This is a genomic window from Streptococcus infantis, assembly GCF_047460825.1.
GTDB lineage: Bacteria > Bacillota > Bacilli > Lactobacillales > Streptococcaceae > Streptococcus > Streptococcus infantis_V.
Genome location: NZ_JASHFO010000012.1, coordinates 1 through 19,868, shown reverse-complemented (window position 1 = coordinate 19,868; position 19,868 = coordinate 1). Strand labels below are relative to the sequence as shown.

Below are 19,868 nucleotides of genomic sequence, written 5' to 3'. Positions count from 1 at the left end.
ATAAGCACTAACTTCATGAAAATACGAGAATCCATAATTCCCAAAATGCTGTAATGTTAATCATGATATGGAGCAAAATGGGATAAAAGAGAGAGTGAGTTTTTCGGTAGAGTAATGCTGAGATTGCTCCTCCGCTTGCATAGGTGAAAAAGGCGAGTGGTGTTAAACCTGAACTGACATGCACATAGCCAAAGATACAGGCTGATAGTAAAACATCTCCATACCAAGGTGAATCTTTCAAAAATGTATTCATCAGAACTCCTCGATATACCAATTCTTCTGTAATTGGTCCTAGCAGACAAACAATAAGTAAAAGATAAGGTAACTCTTGTCGCCCTGTCATCTCTGTCAATTCATTTAAAGCGATTTGATTGGACGTTGCTGGGGTTAAAAAGGACAATGCAATATCTAAAAGATAATTGACACCATAAGCAAGGAGCAAATAAACTGGATAACTCCATTTCCACTTCAACTCAAGAATTTTCCTACCTTCGAATACTAGTAAATAAAGAATAGCTATAAAAGTAACGATGAGCTCTAAAAAAGCAAGAATCAAGAAATACTCTCGACTAGCAACTACAAATCTAGCTGAAAAGTGATTAAAAATCCACCAAAACCATGTCTTCCTATAAATGATTACCAATAAGGCTAGTAAAATCTGTACTACTCTTTTTTTCATGACAAGTCCTCTGCTTTTTTATACTTTACTCTATAATGTTAAATGCTCGCAAATTTAGTATAGCATATCTTTTTAAAATATCCTTGTCAAATCATGAATTGTAATCGAAACGTCCTAAATTGACATAGTAATCTTTATTTCATCCAAAATATGCTATAATATAGACAAAATACGTGAAAAGGAAATACTATGATTAAATTACTTGCTCTTGATATGGATGGAACTCTACTCAACGAAGCCAAGGAAATCCCTCAGGCTCATATTGATGCCATTCATAAGGCTATCGAAAAAGGTGTCAAACTAGTTCTCTGTACTGGACGACCTCTCTTTGGGGTTCTTCCCTACTACAAGAAACTCGGTCTTGATTTGCAAAATGAATACGTTATTGTCAATAATGGTTGTTCTACCCACCAAACCAGTGACTGGAGCCTTGTTGACTGGCGGGAACTTAGCAAATCTGACATCGAATACCTGAATGACCTGGCTGAAAAGAGTGAGGTTCAGTTAACTCTCTTTGATGAGGAACACTACTTCGTTCTCGGAGGCAAACCAAATCCTATCGTTCAATATGATGCCACACTTGTTTTTGCCGATCTGACTGAAATCTCACTGGAAGAAGCTACTAGTGGTAAATATCGTATGTTCCAGGGAATGTTTTTAGGGACAAAAGAACAGACAGATGACTTTGAACAACGATTTGCTGATGAACTTTGTCAGAGATTTAGCGGTGTTCGTTCTCAACCTGTTATCTATGAAGCAATGCCACTTGGTACAACCAAGGCTTCTGCTCTTTCTCGTTTGGCTGAGATTTTGGATATCCAACCTTCTGAAATCATGGCTATGGGTGATGCCAATAACGACATTGAGATGTTGGAGTTTGCTGGGCTGGGGATCGCCATGGGAAATGCCAGCGACCACGTCAAATCTCTCGCTGATGCCATAACTGCTAGCAATGAAGAAGATGGTGTTGCACGCGCTATTGAGAAATATATTTTGTAGAAAATAAGCCCAGTCAACTAGCGTTTCTAGCCACTGGGCTTTTATTTTTTTTTTAAATTTAAAAACTTTAGAAACTCTTTAGAAATGCTTGACGATTCTTTGATATCTATGCTTTATACTAGAGTTATAAAAATAAAACATCTTATACTTTTCGAAAATCAAATTCAAACTACGTCAGCTTCACCTTGCCGTACTCAAGTACAGACTGCGGCTCGCTTCCTAGTTTGCTCTTTGATTTTCATTGAGTATTAAAGATTAAAGGAGAAAACTATGAAAACAGTCCTCGAAATCCATGGCTTGTCCAAACAATTTGGCAAACAACCCATTCTACAAGATCTCAATCTCTCAGTTAAAGAAGGAGATATCTATGGACTTATCGGAAAGAATGGGGCTGGTAAAACAACTTTGATTAAAATCATTACCCAATTATTATCTGCTGACCATGGAACTATTTCCCTCTTTTCTAGTCAAGGGTATAAGGAGTGTACGAAAGCCCTATCTCGAGTAGGTTCAGTCATTGAATCCCCAGTAGCTCACAATCATTTAACAGCCTATCAAAATCTAAGATACTATTGTACTATTCGACATATCCCAAATGCCGATCAAGTCATTCAGGAAACATTAAAGTATGTGGGGTTAACAGATACAGGTAGAAAAGTTTTTCGAGATTTCTCTCTTGGGATGAAACAACGCTTAGGCATTGCGATTGCCCTCCTATCAAAACCAGACTTCCTGATTTTAGATGAACCTATCAATGGACTTGATCCAATCGGTATTCAAGAGTTTCGTCAAATGATACAACGTCTGAATCAAGAACTAGGAATAACAATTCTCATCTCTAGTCATATCTTGTCAGAGCTCTATCTGGTTGCCAATCGCTTTGGAATTCTTGACCAAGGGAAAATCATTCGAGAAATCAGTAAGACCGAATTTGAGACATTGAATGAAGACTATATCGTTCTAAAAACAAGTGACAAAGAAAAAGCTAGTCAAATCTTAAAAGACAAAGTGCATCTTGAATTTAAAGTTGTTAATTCAGATAATGAGATTCATATTTTTAGTCATGAACAAGATATCAAACGAATTCTCAAAGAACTTACTCTAGCAGATATTGAGGTTGATGAGATTTACTATGCTCGTCAAAATCTTGAAGAATACTTCACACAATTAGTAAAATAGGAGGATAACCATGATACATACTATTCAAGCAGACTTTTACCGTCTTTTCCGTTCCAAAGGTTTTTGGATTACAGAGCTCGTTCTCTTTGTACTTATGTTACTGGGAGCTGTTTTTGGGGCTACTGGTCATCTGATGGCAATCCAGACAGAAGAACCAGATATTCCAACCCAAGGTTGGAATGGTGTACAAGCCCTGATCAACGCATCTAGTCAAGGTTCAAACCTCGTTTTTCTCTGCATCGTTCTAGCATGTCTCATTCTTGGTGTTGACCTTATCGGAAAACTCTATAAAAACAGTTTGACAGTGGGGGTTTCTCGTACAGAATTCTTCCTAGCCAAGTCAGTTGTATTAGCCAGTATCGCTCTAATGCAAATTCTTATTAGCCTAGTTATTGCTTTCGTACCAGCAACTATCCTAAACGGAGTAGGAACCATGCCAGAAGGATTTATTGGCAATCTCCTTCTAACGATTGGTCTTCAATTTCTCTGCCTTCTTGCTTGGCTTTCCATTATTTCTTTCATTCTCTATGTGACTCATTCCTATTTGGCTGTTTTCATTGGATATTTAATCAGTTCTATCTTGCTTTCAATGCCGATGCTTATCTTTCCAGATATCGAGATTTTACGCTATTTATCCTTAAATGTTGCCTATTCCATGACTGCCTATAGTCAGGCTGTTCTATACACCATTATCGTTACAGTAACTGTTATTCTATTCTTTACCGTTAGTGGACTTGCTATTTTCAAAAAGAAAAGCTTATAAAAATGACCTCCTCTTTTCAAAAAGAGGAGATTCCTTGTTTTAAAAGAGAATCTTAACTGTAAACCAAGCACCATCTGTACTTAGTTGTAGTTCTGCTCCAAGGAGATGAGATAGTTCTTCAGTAATATAAAGACCTAAACCAGAGGATTCCTCTGTATCTGAGAGATTTTCAGAGTAAAATCGTTGACTTAGATTTTCAATTTTGCGAATGGGTTGTTTGACCAGATTAGCAATTTCCAAACAAATGTGATTGTCCACTTCCTTCAAAGAAAATCTCGCTTCATACTTACCATGTTTTAAAACATTGCCAATGAGATTTTGCAACATACGGTCTAATAAATCCGAATCTGTCAGTAAATACAAACCAGGTTCTACTTGCAAATCAAGGTCAATCTTTGCCGTTTGAAAAGAATCATAATAGGTTAGCAATTTTTGCGTCATAAATGTAGAAACTTCTAACTCAGATAAGTCAGGTTTAACTGCTCCTTCCATTAACCGACGATAGTCCAAAAGAGCCTCTAGACGTTTTGAAACTTGATTGAGATGATGGGCAATTTTTTTCAAACTCTCAGACTCAGGATTTTCTGTTTTAAGCAATTGCTGAGTATAACCCGATGCAATCGTTAAAGGCGTCCGAATATCATGTGCAATATTGCTAATAGCCATGTCTAAAGTCTGCTTTTCACGTTTCATAATCAAGCGTGACTGCTCAACTTCTTGAAAGAGATGATTGATTTGCTGGTAAAGATGTAAAAAATCCTTGGAGAAAGTTGACACTCCGATTCTCTTCATACTTCCGGACAGAATCTTATCTTCAATCTGTTGGCTCAAGTTAACGAGTGCTAAATGATAGCGAATCAACCATATGGTCAATAGGATAATGACCAGCAGTAGCAAAGATAGTAAAATGTAGATCATTGCTCAACTCCTTTTAACCGAACACCAACTCCCCAGATAGTTTCAATATACTCTTGCTCTGGATCCAGTTGGCCTAATTTTTTACGGAGATTACTTAAATGAGTGTTGAGAGTATTGTCGCCTGGTATATAAGTATCCTCCCAGACCAATTCATAGAGTTCTTCTTTCGTGAAAATTTTCTTAGGATGTCCCAGTAAGGTTTGGAGTATCAAACATTCTTTCTTAGCTAGGCGAATAGTTTCCTGGCTATTTTTGATTTCAAAACTATCTGCATCAAATTGAATATTTTTTAACTCTTGAATCAACTTGTCAGGATTTTCGATTTCAGCTGCTTGCTTATCACTATTTTGACGTAATTGAACCGTAACCCTAGCAAAAACTTCCTCCAAATCAAAAGGCTTTACGATATAATCATTAGCACCATCTAAGAGATATTGACTGATGAGCTTTTTATCGCTTAGGGCAGTTAGCATAATGACAGGTACTGAACTAGCTTGTCTAATGGATTTTAAAACCTGATCACCATTTTTTCCCGGAAGCATAATATCTAGTAAGATTAGATCAATGCCACCTTGTTCAAATCGAATTATTCCTTCGGTACCAGAAAAAGCCTGAATCACCTCATGCTCCTCAGAAAGAAGAGTTTTCAAAATTTCTTGAATCTCACTATTATCTTCAACGATAAGTATTCTAGCCATAAACACCAACCTTTCTAATAGTATTATATCATGTTTTTTTAGGAATTTCGGATAAAGAAAAACTCTCCCTCATAACTAGATACGAAGAAGAGTTTACTTTATGTTTTAGAATAAAGCTGTCAATGCGGTAATAATCCCAAAAACAATACCTGGTGCATTGGCTGCTGCCAAAGGAATATCACGTTCTTTTTTAAAGAGACCGTAGTAAACCCAGAGACTGCAGTTAATTGCAGCTACTGCTGGTTGGATAAAGTTTCCTTTTTGACCCGCAAGGTTGTTCATAATTTGTGGAATATATGAGATATACATCATAACAGACATAAAGGTTGCAATCCAACCTAAAGTTTTCATTTGTTTTTCAGTCATTTTCTTCTCCTTTCAAAAACAGTTTCAATTATACACTATTTGTTTTAATCGTGTAAGCAAAAAACTTTTTTGTTAAGAAAATGTAAATTATCACAATCTTGTGATAAGAGGAACAGAAAAAATCCCCCCTTGTTATTGCAAGAGGGAATCTTATTCGTTTAGAAAACTTACTTCTTCTCAATCGGTGCTACACTGGCTAAAAGTTTTTTAAGGCCAACTTCTGGGAAATTGATTTTCAATTCCTGAGTAGATCCACTTCCTGAAACTTCTAGAACAGTTCCTTCGCCCCACTTCTTATGAAGGGCAATATCACCAATAGACCAGCTGGTTTCACTTGAAGTTGATTTTGATCCAGTAGCAAATTGTCCAAAAGGTAGTCCTTTTGATTCAATTGATCTTGGTGCTGCGTTGCGTTTGCGATCTTGTAGAGCTTGAGCTAGGCTCATGCCTTGACCAAAGGCGACACCACCACTGCTATAATATGCTTTGAAGCTACTATTAGCTGGACGCGCCAAACCTTGATAAGTTAGCAAATCTGAACTAATCTCATTGATAAAGCGTGTTGGGCGATTATAGTTCGTTCGACCAAACAGCAAGCGTGAGTTAGCATTAGTCAAATAGAGAATTTTCTCTGCGCGCGTGATACCGACATAGGCTAGACGGCGTTCTTCTTCCAATTCATCCATGTCTTCTGCTGCACGACTAAGTGGAAAGACATTTTCTTCCATCCCAATCAGGAATACAACTGGAAACTCCAGTCCCTTGGCAGCATGGAGCGTCATCAAGGTTACTTCTGATGTTTCCTGACTGCCAGAGTCTGTATCTGCAATCAAGGCCAAGTCATTGAGGAATCGACTGAGTTTATCCAGTCCAGTTTCTTCTTCTTGATTATCTGGATTATCATCGAAATTCTTGGTGACAGAAAGGAACTCCTCGATATTTTCAACCCGAGCCTTGCTTTCCAAAGTCGCTTGGGCATTGAGAATATCCACGTAGCCTGTCTTTTCCAAGACTGCTTCTACTAACTCAGTAATGCTTAATTGGTCCAGTTGCTCCCGCAAATCAAGAATCATATTGGCAAAATCCCAGATAGACTGGGCTGCCTTACCTTTAATTCCTGATAACATGATGTTAGCTGAAGCATCAAGCATCGACATATTTTGTAGGTTGGCAAAGTCACGGATTTTCTCTACTGTTCCTGGTCCAATGCCACGTTTTGGTTCATTGATAATCCGCTCAAAACTAATATTATCACTCAAATTGGCAATGAGATTCAGATAAGCGATAATATCACGGATTTCCTTACGGCTATAGAACTTAGTTCCACCGACCATAGTATAAGGAATATTAGACTTAAGCAAAGCTTCTTCAATAGTACGAGATTGGGCATTGGTACGGTAAAGAACTGCAAAGTCCTTGTGGAGGAAGTTTTGGCTTCGACCAAGTTCATCGATGGTTTTGGCTACAAAGACAGCCTCGTCTTGTTCATCATTAGCACGATAGTAGACAATCTGTTCCCCATCAGTATTTTGAGTCCAGAGATTCTTAGGACGACGATTTTTATTGTTTTTGATAACGTCATTAGCAGCTTGGAGGATGGTCTTGGTTGAGCGGTAATTTTCCTCCAACAAAACTACCTTGGCTTGAGGATAATCCTTCTCAAAGTCCAAGATATTCTGCATATCAGCACCACGCCAACCATAGATAGACTGGTCTGCATCCCCAACTACACAGATATTTTGAAAGCGTGAAGCCAGGAGTTTAACTAATTGATACTGGGCATGGTTGGTATCTTGATACTCATCAACGTGGATGTACTGGAACTTCTGCTGATAATAAGTCAAAACATCAGGATTTTGGTCAAAGAGACGCAAGGTCAACATGATTAAGTCATCAAAGTCCACCGACTCTGACTGGCGAAGTTCTTTCTGATAGGCCGTATAACACTTAGCTACAATTTGCGTGTACATATCTCCTGCCTGGGCAGCATAAGCCACATCGTCAATCAGATCATTCTTAGCATTGGAGATAGTTCCCAAAATGGTGCGTTCATTCCATTTTTTAGGATCCAAGTTTAACTGCTTGAGGATGCGTTTCATGAGAGTCCGCTGCTCACCTGGATCCACAATCGTGAAACTGCGATTGTAGCCAATGTGATCCGCATCGCGACGTAGGATACGCACGCACATAGAGTGGAAGGTCGCGATCAAACAATCCTGAGTAGCTGGATTGAGTCCATAAGCACGATCCTTCATTTCACGCGCAGCCTTATTGGTAAAGGTAATGGCCAAGATATTCCATGGGTTTACCATCTTTTCATCAATTAAGTAGGCAATACGGTGGGTTAAAACACGAGTCTTACCAGATCCAGCACCCGCCATGATCAGCAGCGGACCTTCAGTCGTTTGAACAGCCTCAGCTTGACGGTCATTCATTCCCTTTAATAATTCGTTCATTTTCTCTTCCTTATTCTTCAAGTCAATGTTTCTATTATATCAAAAAAGTTTGAAAATAACTTTTCTTAGGAGCCTTCTGATTACTTTAGGAGATTAGACAAGAAAAGAACACTGGATGAGTGTTCTTCGTAATTCTTCTATTAATCCTCTATAGACTCTAAAAGCGTCATTAGGGCTTGGGCAGAACGACGTCCTGCTTCTACGATAAATTCATCAAAGGAAACGGATGCTTCATGGTTGGCATTGTCACTCATGGCACGAACGACTAAGAAAGGAAGGTTCAAAGCATGAGCTGCTTGAGCAATAGCTGCCCCTTCCATCTCTACAGCAAGAACTTGAGGGAAATGCTCTTTTATCGCTTTGATTTTATCTTCTCCAGCAACAAAACTATCTCCTGTCGCAATCAAACCTAAATGCCAAGTTTGATCCAGTTTAGACAAACTCTCTTGAATCAAACTGATAAACTTTTTGTCTGATTCAAAATAGAGAGGCTGTTGAGCCATTTGACCGTAATCATAGCCAAAGGCAGTCACATCAACATCGTGGTAGGCAAGCTTGTCTGCAATCACTACATCCCCTACTGCGATTCCACTTGCCACTGCACCAGCAGAACCAGTATTAATCACTGCATCGACTTGAAAGTGATCCGCTAAGATAGCGACACTCATCGCAGACATGACTTTACCAATACCACTCTCTACAAGTACAAGCTCAACAGAACCAATCTTACCAGTATGATAGCTATGTCCCAGAACCTTTTCTTCACTGGCTTCGTCCAAGTGTTGAATCAAGTAAACTAGCTCTTCTGGCATAGCTGCAATAATTCCAATTTTCATGATAGACTCCTTAAATAAATCTCATTGCTAAAATTAACAAAATCAAGAGAAAAATAACTGCAAAAAGAATCTTGTTTAATTTAGAATTAAAGACATTTCTCTTAGTATTTTCAATCCGACGACTTTTGTGAATAGAAGGTTCAACTTCGATGGTCAGGGTATCCTGGCTAAAACCATGATCTTTGGTTCGCGAATAGCCAAAATTTTGAGAAGAAGTCGGTAAAATCTTTGTTTCCTCATCATCTAGCAAGGGAGGACCTGAGATGTCCTCTCCTCGATTGGCACGTTCGATCATTTCATCTGTTAATAAAGGTTTACCCATGGGTTCCTCCACTATTTCTTTGTAATTCCCAGTACTGAATAGCCATAATAGTCTTGGCATCACAAATATCACCTGACTGGATCAGTTCTTTAGCTTGGTCAAGACTGACCTCAAGTAACTCTAAAGTCTCATCTTCATCCTGAGGACGAGGATTTTCAACTTTTGTCAAATCAGTTGCCAAGTAAAGTTTTAAACGCTCGTTACAAAATCCAATCGCAGAGTAAAAATCATAGAGAAGGCTTAATTTACCAGTATAGGCTGCTTCTTCTTCTAATTCACGAAGGGCTGCAGCTTCTGGATCTGCATTCTCCCCAATTTCCAGTTTACCTGCAGGAATTTCATAAGAGACTTTTTCAATCGCCTTGCGATATTGTTTAACAAGGACAACCTTATTATCTGGAGTAACTGCAAGGACACAAACTGCTCCATTGTGGAAAATCAAATCACGTTGCGCAGTACCTTTTCCAGAAGGTAGTTCAACCTGATCTTGAACTAGCTGAAAAATAGGTCCTTTATAAATTTCTTTACGACTAAGCGTCTTTTCTTCAAATTCCATCGTTAGCTCCTATTTATTGTTAGGATGATGAGGAAGGCGAGTTGCATATTCGTCCTTATTGACTTGGCGACCTCGTCCAATAGCAATGGCATCAGCTGGGACATCCTTAGTAATGGTTGAACCTGCTCCAACAAGAGAATTATCTCCAAGTTCTACTGGAGCAATGATGGTTGAATTTGAACCAACGAAAACATTGTTACCAATGGTTGTTTTAAACTTGTGTTGACCATCGTAATTTACAGTAATCGTTCCAGCACCAAAGTTGACATCACTACCAACTTCACAGTTACCAATATAAGTCAAATGACCAGCTTTTGTATTTTCACCGATGCTTGAACCTTTGACTTCAACAAAGTTCCCGATATGTACATCTTTAGCAAGGCTTGATCCTGGACGAATATGGGCATATGGTCCAACTGTAACGCCATCTGCAACCGTGCTTTCTTCAATCATGGAGTTTGTAATCACTGCCCCTGAACCGATAGTGCTATCAAGAATATAAGTTCCATTGGTCAAAATAGTTCCTGCACCAATCTTACTAGAACCTTTGAGGGTTACATTTGCTTCAATTTGAACTTCTGGAGCAATTTCTACATCAATGTCAATGTAAGTAGCTTCAGGATTCACAAAACTAACTCCATTGACCATATGCGCTTGGTTAATACGGCGACGCATGATGCCTTCAGCTGTCGCAAGGGCAACACGGTCATTAACTCCGAGACTTTCATCAAAGTCTTTTAGAGTATAGGCACCAACTTTTTCCCCTGCTTCACGGAAAATGCCGATGACATCAGTAATGTAGTATTCACCTTGGGCATTGTTGGTGTTGATATTCTTAAGTGCCTCAAACAGACGAGCATTATCAAAAACATAAGTTCCTGTATTGATTTCCTTGATTTGTTTTTCAAAATCAGTCGCATCCTTCTGCTCCACGATACGAAGCACTTCAGCATTCTCGTTACGAACAATACGCCCATAACCAAATGGATCTTCAGCTTCTGCAGTTAGGATTGTAGCTACGTTCTTGTGATTAACGTGGAAATCAATCAAGTTCTTTAGACTTTCACCAGTAATGAGTGGTGTATCACCAGCAATAACCAATGTTTGTCCAGAAAGTCCTTCAAGAATTGGCTCAGCCATCATAACCGCATGACCAGTTCCTAATTGCTCAGACTGTCTTACAAAATCAGTTTGACCAGCTAAAACTTGCTCCACAAGTTCTGCCTTATGACCCACAACCGTTACTGTTTTTTCAGGATTGATGGCCCCTACACTACGAAAAACATGCTCAAGCATTGAAATTCCTGCAACCTTGTGCATGACTTTTGGTAGATCTGATTTCATACGAGTACCTTTACCCGCTGCTAAAATAACTGCATAATTTGCCATAATTTTCTCTTTTCTATAGAAATTCCTTTTAATTATATCATATTTTTGCTCTTTCAAACACAAAAGAAGTCAAGTGGGCTAAAACATCGCATTTCCTAGAGGATTTTGAGTATTTTTTTTTGATTTTTTTCACCATTTACGATACACTATAAAGGTATGAGAAAGAAAATAAATCCTGTTTTTATTTTTACTGTATTAGCGACTATCGTGGGTATTTTAATCATTAACAGACCCAAGTTTGAAGACCATCCAGTCAAAACAAAGCAAAATCCAGTTCAAGTAGAAACTCAAGCTTTACATAACATCAATAAGCCGATTATTGATGTGTCTGGCTGGCAAAGACCTTCAGAGATCAATTATGACACCTTAGCTCAAAATATTTCAGGTGTGATCGTTCGGGTTCATAGTGGAGCTCAAGTTTCTGTTGAAAATGATGCTTCTTTCAAAAATGGGGTCGACAAGGCTTATAAAGAGCATATCACTGAATTCCAAAAACGAAATATTCCTGTTGCTGTTTATGCCTATGTAGCTGGAAAAAATGTCGAAGAAATGGAAAAAGCTGCTGAAGCCTTCTATAACGCTGCTTCCCCTTACAACCCGAGCTACTATTGGTTGGATGTTGAAGAAAAGACCATGTCTGACATGAACCAGGGTGTTGAGGCCTTTCGTGCTAAATTAGCTTCATTGGGTGCAAAAAATATCGGTATCTATGTTGGTGTTTACTTTATGGAGGAACATAGTATCAGCGTTGATAATTACTCAGCTATCTGGATACCTTCCTATGGAACTAACTCAGGTTACTATGAAAGTGCTCCAAAAACAGATCTTAGCTATGACCTTCACCAATACACTTCACATGGAAATCTTGGCGGATTTGAACATCACCTCGATTTGAACCTTATTTCTTCATCAAAGAACAAGGAAGAAACCTTTAGAAAATTGTTTTTAAATCCTTAATCACTATCACAATAAGCAAGTCAGACATTGCTTTCTGCTTGCTTTTCTTTATTTTTCAGTATTAAATCACTGTTTTATCTTTATAGAATATGAATCTCGGAGGACCTCTATGTTATCATGGTTATCAAAAATTATTAAGGGAATTGTAATTGCCCTAGGTTTCATTCTACCAGGGATTTCTGGTGGCGTTCTTGCTGCTATCTTGGGAATTTATGAGAGAATGATTCGATTTCTTGCCCATCCTTTTAAGAATTTAAAAGAAGATGTGCTCTTTTTCCTTCCTGTCGGTATTGGGATGCTTCTAGGTATCGGACTTTTCTCCTATCCAATCGAGTATCTTTTAGAGAATTATCAAGTGTATGTATTGTGGAGTTTTGCTGGAGCTATCATTGGTACCATCCCAAGTCTTGTCAAAGAATCAACTCGTGACTCTGATAGAGATAAGGTTGACCACATATGGTTTTGGGCAACCTTCATCATCTCAGGTATCGCCCTCTACGCCTTGAATTTTGTAGTTGGTTCTCTATCTGCAAGCTTCCTTAACTTTACACTGGCTGGTTGTTTGTTGGCGCTTGGTATTTTGGTTCCAGGGCTTAGTCCTTCTAATCTTCTCTTGATTCTTGGCCTTTATGGCCCTATGTTAACAGGGTTCAAGACTTTTGATTTGTTTGGAACCTTCTTACCAATTGGGATCGGACTTCTTATCACTCTGATTATTTTCTCTAAATTCATGGACTATGCTCTTCGCCTTTATCACTCACGTGTGTATCATTTTATCATTGGGATCGTACTATCAAGTACACTCTTGATCCTTATTCCAAACGCTGGAAATTCTGAAAGTATTAGTTACAGTGGTTTGTCACTAGTTTCATATGTACTGATTGCTTTCTTCTTTGCCCTAGGGATTTGGTTGGGAATCTGGATGAGTCAATTGGAGGATAAGTATAAATAATGGCAAAAAAAGTAAAAGTCAAGAAAACCTTGGTCCAACAAATTTTAACCAAGGCAGGAATAAACCATACAGGCATTCAAATTAATGCCTTGGAAGGTGAGATGCCTCAAGGTTATGAAAAGAGTCAGATTTTCAAGACTCTAGCACTTCTGGGAGATAAGACTGGACCAATTATTGGAATCGTACCTATCACTGAACATCTTTCTGAAAAGAAACTGGCTAAGATTTCTGGTAATAAGAAAGTCAGCATGATTCCACAAAAAGACCTAGAAAAAACAACAGGCTATATCCACGGTGCCAATAATCCAGTTGGAATCCGTCAAAAACATAACTATCCTATCTTTATAGACCAAACTGCTCTTCAACTGAATGAAATGATTGTTTCCGCAGGGGAAGTTGGTCATAGTATCATTATCAATCCTCAAGATCTAGCATCCTTTGTTAACGCTGAATTTGCAGACATCTTGGAGGCAAGTAACACATGAAATTCTATTTTATTCGTCACGGTAAAACACTTTGGAATCTTGAAGGCCGTTTTCAAGGAGCAAGCGGGGACTCTCCACTCCTTGAGAAATCCATTGAGACCTTAAAACAATTGGGCCAGTATCTCCAGGAAATTCCATTTGATGTGATTTATTCTAGTGATCTTCCTCGTGCCGTAACTTCTGCTCAGATTATCCAAAGTCAACTGAAAGTTAGCTGTCCCTTACGAGAAACATCCCTTCTAAGAGAATGGCAACTTGGAAAACTTGAAGGAGCAAAATTTGCAACTTTAAAAGCAATCTATCCTGAGCAAATGAATGCTCTCCGTAGCAATCTAGCGAAATTTGATTCGACTATGTTTGGTGCTGAGTCTGTCTATCAAACAACTCAGCGTACCATTCAATTTATCAAATCATTAGAGTCCAAACCTTTTGAACATGTTATGATTGTTGGTCACGGGGCCAATCTCACATCCAGTATTCGAACTCTTTTAGGCTATGATACTCCACTACTTAGAAAAGATGGCGGTTTAGCAAATGCTAGTGTGACTATTGTCGAAACAGAAGACTTTAAAAACTTCAACCTTTTGGAATGGAACGACACTTCTTATCAAAATTAGAACTGAACTTAACAATCACTGTTAAGTTCTTTTTAGATTTTGTAGAATATCCGTGAATTTATTTGACTTTTATGATAAAATGGGAGTATCGCAAAAAAGACTCATCGTATCAAGAATTGAGTAAAAACTAGGAGGAAAAAATGTCAACAGAACATATGGAAGAACTAAATGACCAGCAGATCGTTCGCCGTGAAAAAATGGCTGCACTCCGCGAACAAGGAATCGATCCATTCGGTAAACGATTTGAACGCACTGCTAACTCACAAGAATTAAAAGATAAATATGCTGACCTTGATAAAGAACAATTACACGAATTAAACGAGACTGCTACTATCGCTGGACGTTTAGTAACAAAACGCGGTAAGGGTAAAGTTGGATTTGCCCACCTTCAAGACCGCGAAGGTCAAATTCAAATCTACGTTCGTAAAGACGCTGTTGGTGAAGAAAACTACGAAATCTTTAAAAAGGCTGACTTGGGAGACTTCCTTGGTGTCGAAGGGGAAGTGATGCGTACGGATATGGGAGAACTCTCTATCAAGGCGACTCACATTACACACTTGTCTAAGGCTCTTCGTCCACTTCCAGAGAAATTCCACGGTTTAACTGACGTTGAAACAATCTACCGTAAACGTTATCTTGACTTGATTTCTAACCGCGAAAGCTTCGAACGTTTTGTTACTCGTTCAAAAATCATTTCTGAAATCCGTCGTTACCTAGACCAAAAAGGATTCCTTGAAGTTGAAACACCAGTTCTTCACAACGAAGCTGGCGGTGCTGCTGCTCGCCCATTCATCACTCACCACAATGCTCAAAACATTGATATGGTGCTTCGTATCGCGACTGAGCTTCACTTGAAACGCCTTATCGTTGGTGGTATGGAGCGTGTTTATGAAATTGGTCGTATCTTCCGTAACGAGGGAATGGATGCTACACATAATCCTGAGTTCACTTCTATCGAAGTTTACCAAGCATACGCAGACTTCCAGGATATCATGGACTTGACTGAAGGCATTATCCAACATGTAGCTAAAGCTGTTAAAGGTGACGGTCCAGTTATCTATCAAGGAACTGAAATCAAGATCAACGAACCATTTAAACGTGTACACATGGTGGATGCAATCAAGGAAATTACAGGTGTTGATTTCTGGCAAGATATGACTTTCGAAGAAGCTAAAGCTATCGCAGCTGAAAAGAATGTTCCTGTTGAAAAACACTACACTGAAGTTGGTCACATCATCAATGCATTCTTTGAAGAATTTGTTGAAGAAACATTGATTCAACCAACATTTGTCTATGGTCACCCAGTGGCTGTATCACCACTTGCTAAGAAAAATCCTGAAGATGAGCGCTTTACAGATCGTTTCGAGCTCTTCATCATGACTAAAGAATACGGTAATGCCTTTACTGAGTTGAATGACCCAATCGACCAGCTTAGCCGTTTCGAAGCTCAAGCCAAAGCCAAAGAGCTTGGTGACGACGAAGCAACAGGCATTGATTACGACTACATCGAAGCACTTGAATACGGTATGCCACCAACAGGTGGTTTGGGAATCGGTATCGACCGTCTCTGCATGCTACTCACAGATACTACTACTATCCGTGACGTACTTCTTTTTCCAACTATGAAATAAAAACTCAAATCTCCTAGTTACATTCTAGGAGATTTTTAATAATAACAAAAAGACAAACTCAATATTGAGCTTGTCTTTAAATTTTCTTATTAGAATAATCCAAGAACTGTACCATCACTTTCAACATCCATGTTGAGAGCAGCTGGTCGTTTTGGAAGTCCAGGCATGGTCATAACGTCACCAGTAAGAGCAACGATGAAGCCTGCACCCAATTTTGGTACCAATTCACGAATAGTAATTTCAAAGTTTTCAGGGGCTCCAAGAGCATTTGGATTATCCGAGAAACTGTATTGAGTTTTAGCCATACAGATTGGCAATTTGTCCCAACCGTTTTGTACGATTTGTGCGATTTGAGTTTGAGCTTTCTTCTCGAAGTTTACTTTGCTTCCACGATAGATTTCAGTGACAATCTTTTCAATCTTCTCTTGTACTGAAAGGTCGTTGTCATACAAACGTTTATAGTTAGCTGGATTTTCGTCAATTGTCTTGACAAGAGTTTCAGCTAGAGCCACTCCACCTTCTGCTCCATCAGCCCATACGCTAGCTAACTCAACCGGAACATCGATTGAAGCACAAAGTTCTTTCAAAGCTGCTATTTCAGCTTCTGTATCAGATACGAACTCGTTAATAGCAACAACTGCTGGAATACCGAACTTACGGATATTCTCAACGTGGCGTTTCAAGTTTGCAAATCCTGCACGAACTGCTTCTACATTCTCTTCTGTCAAAGCATCCTTAGCAACCCCACCATTCATCTTAAGAGCACGAAGTGTTGCAACGATAACTACTGCATCTGGTGAAGTTGGCAAGTTTGGAGTTTTGATATCCAGGAATTTCTCAGCACCAAGGTCTGCACCAAAACCTGCTTCTGTCACTGTGTAATCTGCCAAGTGAAGGGCTGTAGTTGTAGCCAAGACAGAGTTACATCCGTGTGCGATATTGGCAAATGGGCCACCATGTACAAAGGCAGGTGTTCCATAGATGGTTTGAACCAAGTTCGGTTTGATAGCATCTTTCAAAATCAATGCCAAGGCACCTTCAACCTGTAGATCACCAACTGAAACAGGTGTACGATCATAACGGTAGCCGATAACGATATTGGCCAAACGACGTTTCAAATCTTCAATATCAGTTGCCAAGCAAAGAATAGCCATGATTTCTGATGCGACAGTGATATCAAATCCATCTTCGCGTGGAATACCATTAAGTGGACCACCAAGTCCAACTGTCACGTGACGAAGAGCACGATCATTCAAGTCCACTACGCGTTTCCAGAGAATACGACGTTGGTCGATTCCAAGCTCATTTCCTTGGTGCAAATGATTGTCAATCAAGGCAGAAAGAGCATTGTTTGCAGTTGTTATTGCATGCATATCTCCAGTAAAGTGAAGATTGATGTCTTCCATTGGTAAAACTTGGGCATAACCACCACCAGCTGCACCACCTTTAATCCCCATGACTGGTCCAAGAGAAGGTTCGCGGATAGCAATCATGGTTTTCTTACCAATCTTATTCAAAGCATCAGCAAGCCCAATGGTAATGGTTGACTTACCTTCACCAGCTGGTGTTGGGTTGATAGCAGTGACTAAGATCAACTTTCCAACTGGATTTGCTTCAACTTCACGAATCTTATCAAAGCTAAGTTTAGCCTTATACTTTCCATACAATTCCAAATCGTCTGCAGAAATCTCAAATTGGTCAACGACCTCAACAATTGGTTTTAGCTCGATACTCTGTGCAATTTCAATATCTGTTTTCATAATGAACTCCTCTACCTCAAATGTGTTAATTCATTATATCATAAAATAAGATTTTTAACAGTCATAAAGCTTAGTAACGTTCGTAAATATCACAACACTTCAGACTTTCTTGGCTTCTTTTTAAATTTTTATATGCCTTTATAGGTTTTAACTATAGTTGAAAGCTTGAATTTCACATAATATTTTATCGCTTTCATTTTACTTACTGTTCATTTTTTTGTATAATAGTTCTATGAAAATTTTAGTTACATCTGGTGGTACAAGCGAGGCAATAGATCGAGTTCGCTCCATTACCAATCACTCTACTGGTAGACTTGGTAAAGTAATAACTGAGACTTTACTAAAGGCTGGTCACCAAGTTTGTCTAATTACTACGCGACAAGCACTAAAACCAGAACTAGACCAGAATTTAACCATTATTGAAATCAACAACACTTCCGATTTACTCCAAGAGATGAAACGGATTGTCCCTGATTATCAAGTCTTGATCCATTCAATGGCTGTTTCTGACTACAGCCCAGTTTACATGACTGGTCTTGACCAAGTTCAAGCAAGTCAAGATTTAAATGAATTTTTACATAAGAAAAATATGGAAACAAAGATCTCCTCTAAGGATGAGGTACAAGTACTATTTCTTAAGAAAAATCCAAAGATCATCTCTCTTGTTAAAGAATGGAATCCAAGTATCCATCTCATTGGCTTTAAACTCCTTGTCGATGTTACTAAGGAGCATCTGATTCAAATCGCTAGAGAAAGTCTTGTAAAGAATCAAGCTGACTTGATTGTCGCTAATGACCTCACTCAGATTAATGCTGATCAACACCTGGCTTATCTAGTAGAGGAAAAAGATTATCAGATTGCTAGCCACAAACAAGAAATTGCTGACTTATTAGTGGAAAGAATTCAAGGATTTGATCATTAGAAAGGAAAGTTATGGCTCGTATTATACTCGCTGTGACAGGCTCTATCGCCTCTTACAAGGCTGCTGATTTGGTTAGTAACTTGAAGAAACAGGGGCATTCTGTTACTGTACTCATGACCCAGGCTGCGACTGCCTTTATCCAACCTTTAACCCTTCAAGTCTTATCTCAAAATACCGTACATCTCGATCTTATGCAGGAACCTTATCCCGACAAAGTCAATCATATCGAGCTAGGAAAAGAAACAGACTTATTTATCCTTGCCCCTGCAACCGCTAATACGATTGCGAAAGTCGCGCACGGTTTGGCTGATAATATGGTAACTGCTACTGCTCTTGCCCTACCCAACTACGTACCAAAACTAGTAGCACCTGCTATGAATACCAAAATGTATGACCATCCAGCAACTCAAACAAACCTAAAAACTTTAGAAACTTATGGTTATACAATTATTTCTCCTAAAGAATCCCTACTGGCCTGTGGAGACGTAGGACGGGGTGCTCTTGCTGATCTTGATACTATTTTACAACAGATAAAGGAAAAACTTCATGAACAAACGCTCTAATATTGCTCCTGTTGCTATCTTTTTTGCCAGTATGATTGTCATCCATCTGCTGACCTCAATCTTATTTAATGTATTACCATTCCCAATTAAACCTACTATTGTACATATTCCTGTTATTATTGGAAGTATCATTTACGGCCCACGGATTGGTGCAATCCTTGGATTTTTAATGGGTATGATTAGCTTAACAGTTAATACACTTACAATTCTACCAACCAGCTATCTTTTCTCTCCATTTGTACCAAACGGTAACATCTACTCCCTAGTTATTGCGATTGTACCACGCATCCTTATTGGTTTAACTCCATACTTTGTCTATAAACTCCTCAAAAACAAGGCGGGTCTCATCTTCGCGGGAGCACTGGGTTCACTTACCAACACTGTATTTGTACTAGGTGGAATCTTCTTCCTCTTTGGAAATGTTTTTGACGGAAATATCCAAAAACTATTAGCTACTGTTATCTCAACAAATTCTATTGCAGAACTCATAATCTCAGCAATACTGACCCTAGTTATTGTTCCGAGACTTGAAAAAATCAAAAAATCATAACCACCCGTCTAACGGATGATTTGCACCAGAGCTATAAGCCCAATTACCAGCCAGCGCCTAAAGACGCTGGCTTTCACGTTGTTCAAACCTCATTGCTATTGACTCGTCACTTGCCTCTTATAGTCATTTAGTTTTAAAAAAGCCTCTAAACATTCAAAGATATTTGGGACTTCCCTTAATAAATCTGTCACTTTCTTTTTCAAGACAGCCCAAGCTTGCTCAATGGGATTCAAATCTGGTGAATAAGGTGGTAGAGGTAAGAAAAAGTGT

General features: G+C 38.9%; 22 protein-coding genes. 11 read left to right on the top strand and 11 right to left on the bottom strand.

Translation table 11 applies throughout. The features are described from left to right. Positions 1-13: 13 nt before the first annotated feature. Positions 14-679, bottom strand: a complete 666-nt coding sequence (locus tag QM911_RS05065) for a lysostaphin resistance A-like protein (RefSeq protein ID WP_414313308.1) — start codon at positions 677-679, stop codon at positions 14-16. A 189-nt stretch (positions 680-868) separates the two neighbouring features. Here QM911_RS05065 and QM911_RS05060 point away from each other — a divergent pair, with 189 nt between their 5' ends. The 3 genes from QM911_RS05060 to QM911_RS05050 all read left to right on the top strand — a co-directional run bounded on the left by QM911_RS05060 (position 869) and on the right by QM911_RS05050 (position 3,620). Next, complete coding sequence (locus QM911_RS05060) at positions 869-1,678, top strand: Cof-type HAD-IIB family hydrolase (RefSeq protein ID WP_414261872.1); 810 nt, start codon at positions 869-871, stop codon at positions 1,676-1,678. Between the two features lie 270 nt (positions 1,679-1,948). After that, positions 1,949-2,857 carry an ATP-binding cassette domain-containing protein gene (locus QM911_RS05055; protein WP_414313307.1) on the top strand — a complete coding sequence of 303 codons (909 nt, stop codon included), beginning with the start codon at positions 1,949-1,951 and terminating at the stop codon, positions 2,855-2,857. A gap of 10 nt (positions 2,858-2,867) precedes the next feature. Beyond that, the gene (locus tag QM911_RS05050; RefSeq protein WP_414313306.1) at positions 2,868-3,620 is read left to right on the top strand and encodes an ABC transporter permease; all 753 of its coding nucleotides are present in this window, start codon (positions 2,868-2,870) and stop codon (positions 3,618-3,620) included. 39 nt (positions 3,621-3,659) lie between these two features. On the opposite strand, the gene QM911_RS05045 is transcribed toward QM911_RS05050, so the two are convergent. The 8 genes from QM911_RS05045 to glmU all read right to left on the bottom strand — a co-directional run bounded on the left by QM911_RS05045 (position 3,660) and on the right by glmU (position 11,161). After that, positions 3,660-4,538 carry a sensor histidine kinase gene (locus QM911_RS05045; protein ID WP_414313305.1) on the bottom strand — a complete coding sequence of 293 codons (879 nt, stop codon included), beginning with the start codon at positions 4,536-4,538 and terminating at the stop codon, positions 3,660-3,662. Continuing rightward, positions 4,535-5,236 carry a response regulator transcription factor gene (locus QM911_RS05040; protein ID WP_414313304.1) on the bottom strand — a complete coding sequence of 234 codons (702 nt, stop codon included), beginning with the start codon at positions 5,234-5,236 and terminating at the stop codon, positions 4,535-4,537. Before QM911_RS05040 ends, QM911_RS05045 begins: the two co-directional genes overlap by 4 nt. A gap of 105 nt (positions 5,237-5,341) precedes the next feature. Next, entirely contained in the window at positions 5,342-5,602 is a 261-nt protein-coding gene (locus tag QM911_RS05035; RefSeq protein ID WP_006150712.1) for a SemiSWEET family transporter, read from the bottom strand. A 167-nt stretch (positions 5,603-5,769) separates the two neighbouring features. Beyond that, on the bottom strand, positions 5,770-8,058 hold the full coding sequence (gene pcrA / locus QM911_RS05030; RefSeq protein ID WP_414313303.1) for a DNA helicase PcrA: 2,289 nt from the start codon (positions 8,056-8,058) through the stop codon (positions 5,770-5,772). 140 nt (positions 8,059-8,198) lie between these two features. Continuing rightward, a complete protein-coding gene (locus QM911_RS05025; RefSeq protein WP_316108692.1) occupies positions 8,199-8,894 on the bottom strand; it encodes a 5'-methylthioadenosine/adenosylhomocysteine nucleosidase in 696 nt (231 codons plus the stop codon). 10 nt (positions 8,895-8,904) lie between these two features. Beyond that, the gene (gene macP / locus QM911_RS05020) at positions 8,905-9,216 is read right to left on the bottom strand and encodes a cell wall synthase accessory phosphoprotein MacP (RefSeq protein WP_000517859.1); all 312 of its coding nucleotides are present in this window, start codon (positions 9,214-9,216) and stop codon (positions 8,905-8,907) included. Next, positions 9,209-9,772 (bottom strand): NUDIX hydrolase, encoded by a 564-nt coding sequence (locus QM911_RS05015; RefSeq protein ID WP_414313302.1) that lies wholly within the window; start codon positions 9,770-9,772, stop codon positions 9,209-9,211. Before QM911_RS05015 ends, macP begins: the two co-directional genes overlap by 8 nt. 9 nt (positions 9,773-9,781) lie before the next feature. Next, positions 9,782-11,161, bottom strand: a complete 1,380-nt coding sequence (gene glmU, locus QM911_RS05010; RefSeq protein WP_414313301.1) for a bifunctional UDP-N-acetylglucosamine diphosphorylase/glucosamine-1-phosphate N-acetyltransferase GlmU — start codon at positions 11,159-11,161, stop codon at positions 9,782-9,784. Between the two features lie 156 nt (positions 11,162-11,317). Here glmU and QM911_RS05005 point away from each other — a divergent pair, with 156 nt between their 5' ends. The 5 genes from QM911_RS05005 to lysS all read left to right on the top strand — a co-directional run bounded on the left by QM911_RS05005 (position 11,318) and on the right by lysS (position 15,803). Beyond that, a complete protein-coding gene (locus tag QM911_RS05005; RefSeq protein ID WP_414313300.1) occupies positions 11,318-12,118 on the top strand; it encodes a glycoside hydrolase family 25 protein in 801 nt (266 codons plus the stop codon). Positions 12,119-12,227: 109 nt separating this feature from the next. Continuing rightward, complete coding sequence (locus QM911_RS05000; RefSeq protein ID WP_414313299.1) at positions 12,228-13,070, top strand: DUF368 domain-containing protein; 843 nt, start codon at positions 12,228-12,230, stop codon at positions 13,068-13,070. Beyond that, positions 13,070-13,555 (top strand): aminoacyl-tRNA deacylase, encoded by a 486-nt coding sequence (locus QM911_RS04995; protein ID WP_414313298.1) that lies wholly within the window; start codon positions 13,070-13,072, stop codon positions 13,553-13,555. The genes QM911_RS05000 and QM911_RS04995 overlap by 1 nt, the downstream gene beginning before the upstream one ends. Then, positions 13,552-14,172 carry a histidine phosphatase family protein gene (locus QM911_RS04990; RefSeq protein ID WP_414313297.1) on the top strand — a complete coding sequence of 207 codons (621 nt, stop codon included), beginning with the start codon at positions 13,552-13,554 and terminating at the stop codon, positions 14,170-14,172. Before QM911_RS04995 ends, QM911_RS04990 begins: the two co-directional genes overlap by 4 nt. Positions 14,173-14,312: 140 nt before the next feature. Beyond that, on the top strand, positions 14,313-15,803 hold the full coding sequence (gene lysS / locus QM911_RS04985; protein WP_316108683.1) for a lysine--tRNA ligase: 1,491 nt from the start codon (positions 14,313-14,315) through the stop codon (positions 15,801-15,803). A gap of 89 nt (positions 15,804-15,892) precedes the next feature. Here the strand turns inward: lysS and QM911_RS04980 are convergent, their stop codons facing one another. Continuing rightward, positions 15,893-17,563: a formate--tetrahydrofolate ligase gene (locus QM911_RS04980; RefSeq protein ID WP_316108682.1), complete on the bottom strand. Its 1,671-nt coding sequence runs from the start codon at positions 17,561-17,563 to the stop codon at positions 15,893-15,895. A gap of 232 nt (positions 17,564-17,795) precedes the next feature. Between QM911_RS04980 and coaB the strand changes: the two genes are divergently transcribed. From coaB to QM911_RS04965, 3 genes are read left to right on the top strand one after another with little or no spacing between them, the layout of a single operon-like run. Continuing rightward, complete coding sequence (coaB, locus tag QM911_RS04975; protein ID WP_316108681.1) at positions 17,796-18,485, top strand: phosphopantothenate--cysteine ligase; 690 nt, start codon at positions 17,796-17,798, stop codon at positions 18,483-18,485. Positions 18,486-18,496: 11 nt separating this feature from the next. Beyond that, positions 18,497-19,048 (top strand): phosphopantothenoylcysteine decarboxylase, encoded by a 552-nt coding sequence (coaC, locus tag QM911_RS04970; protein WP_316108680.1) that lies wholly within the window; start codon positions 18,497-18,499, stop codon positions 19,046-19,048. Next, positions 19,032-19,598 (top strand): ECF transporter S component, encoded by a 567-nt coding sequence (locus QM911_RS04965; protein WP_414313296.1) that lies wholly within the window; start codon positions 19,032-19,034, stop codon positions 19,596-19,598. Before coaC ends, QM911_RS04965 begins: the two co-directional genes overlap by 17 nt. Before the next feature lie 95 nt (positions 19,599-19,693). Here the strand turns inward: QM911_RS04965 and QM911_RS04960 are convergent. Then, positions 19,694-19,868, bottom strand: a 175-nt coding sequence (locus QM911_RS04960) for a transposase (RefSeq protein WP_414313329.1), incomplete at its 5' end; no start/stop codon positions are given.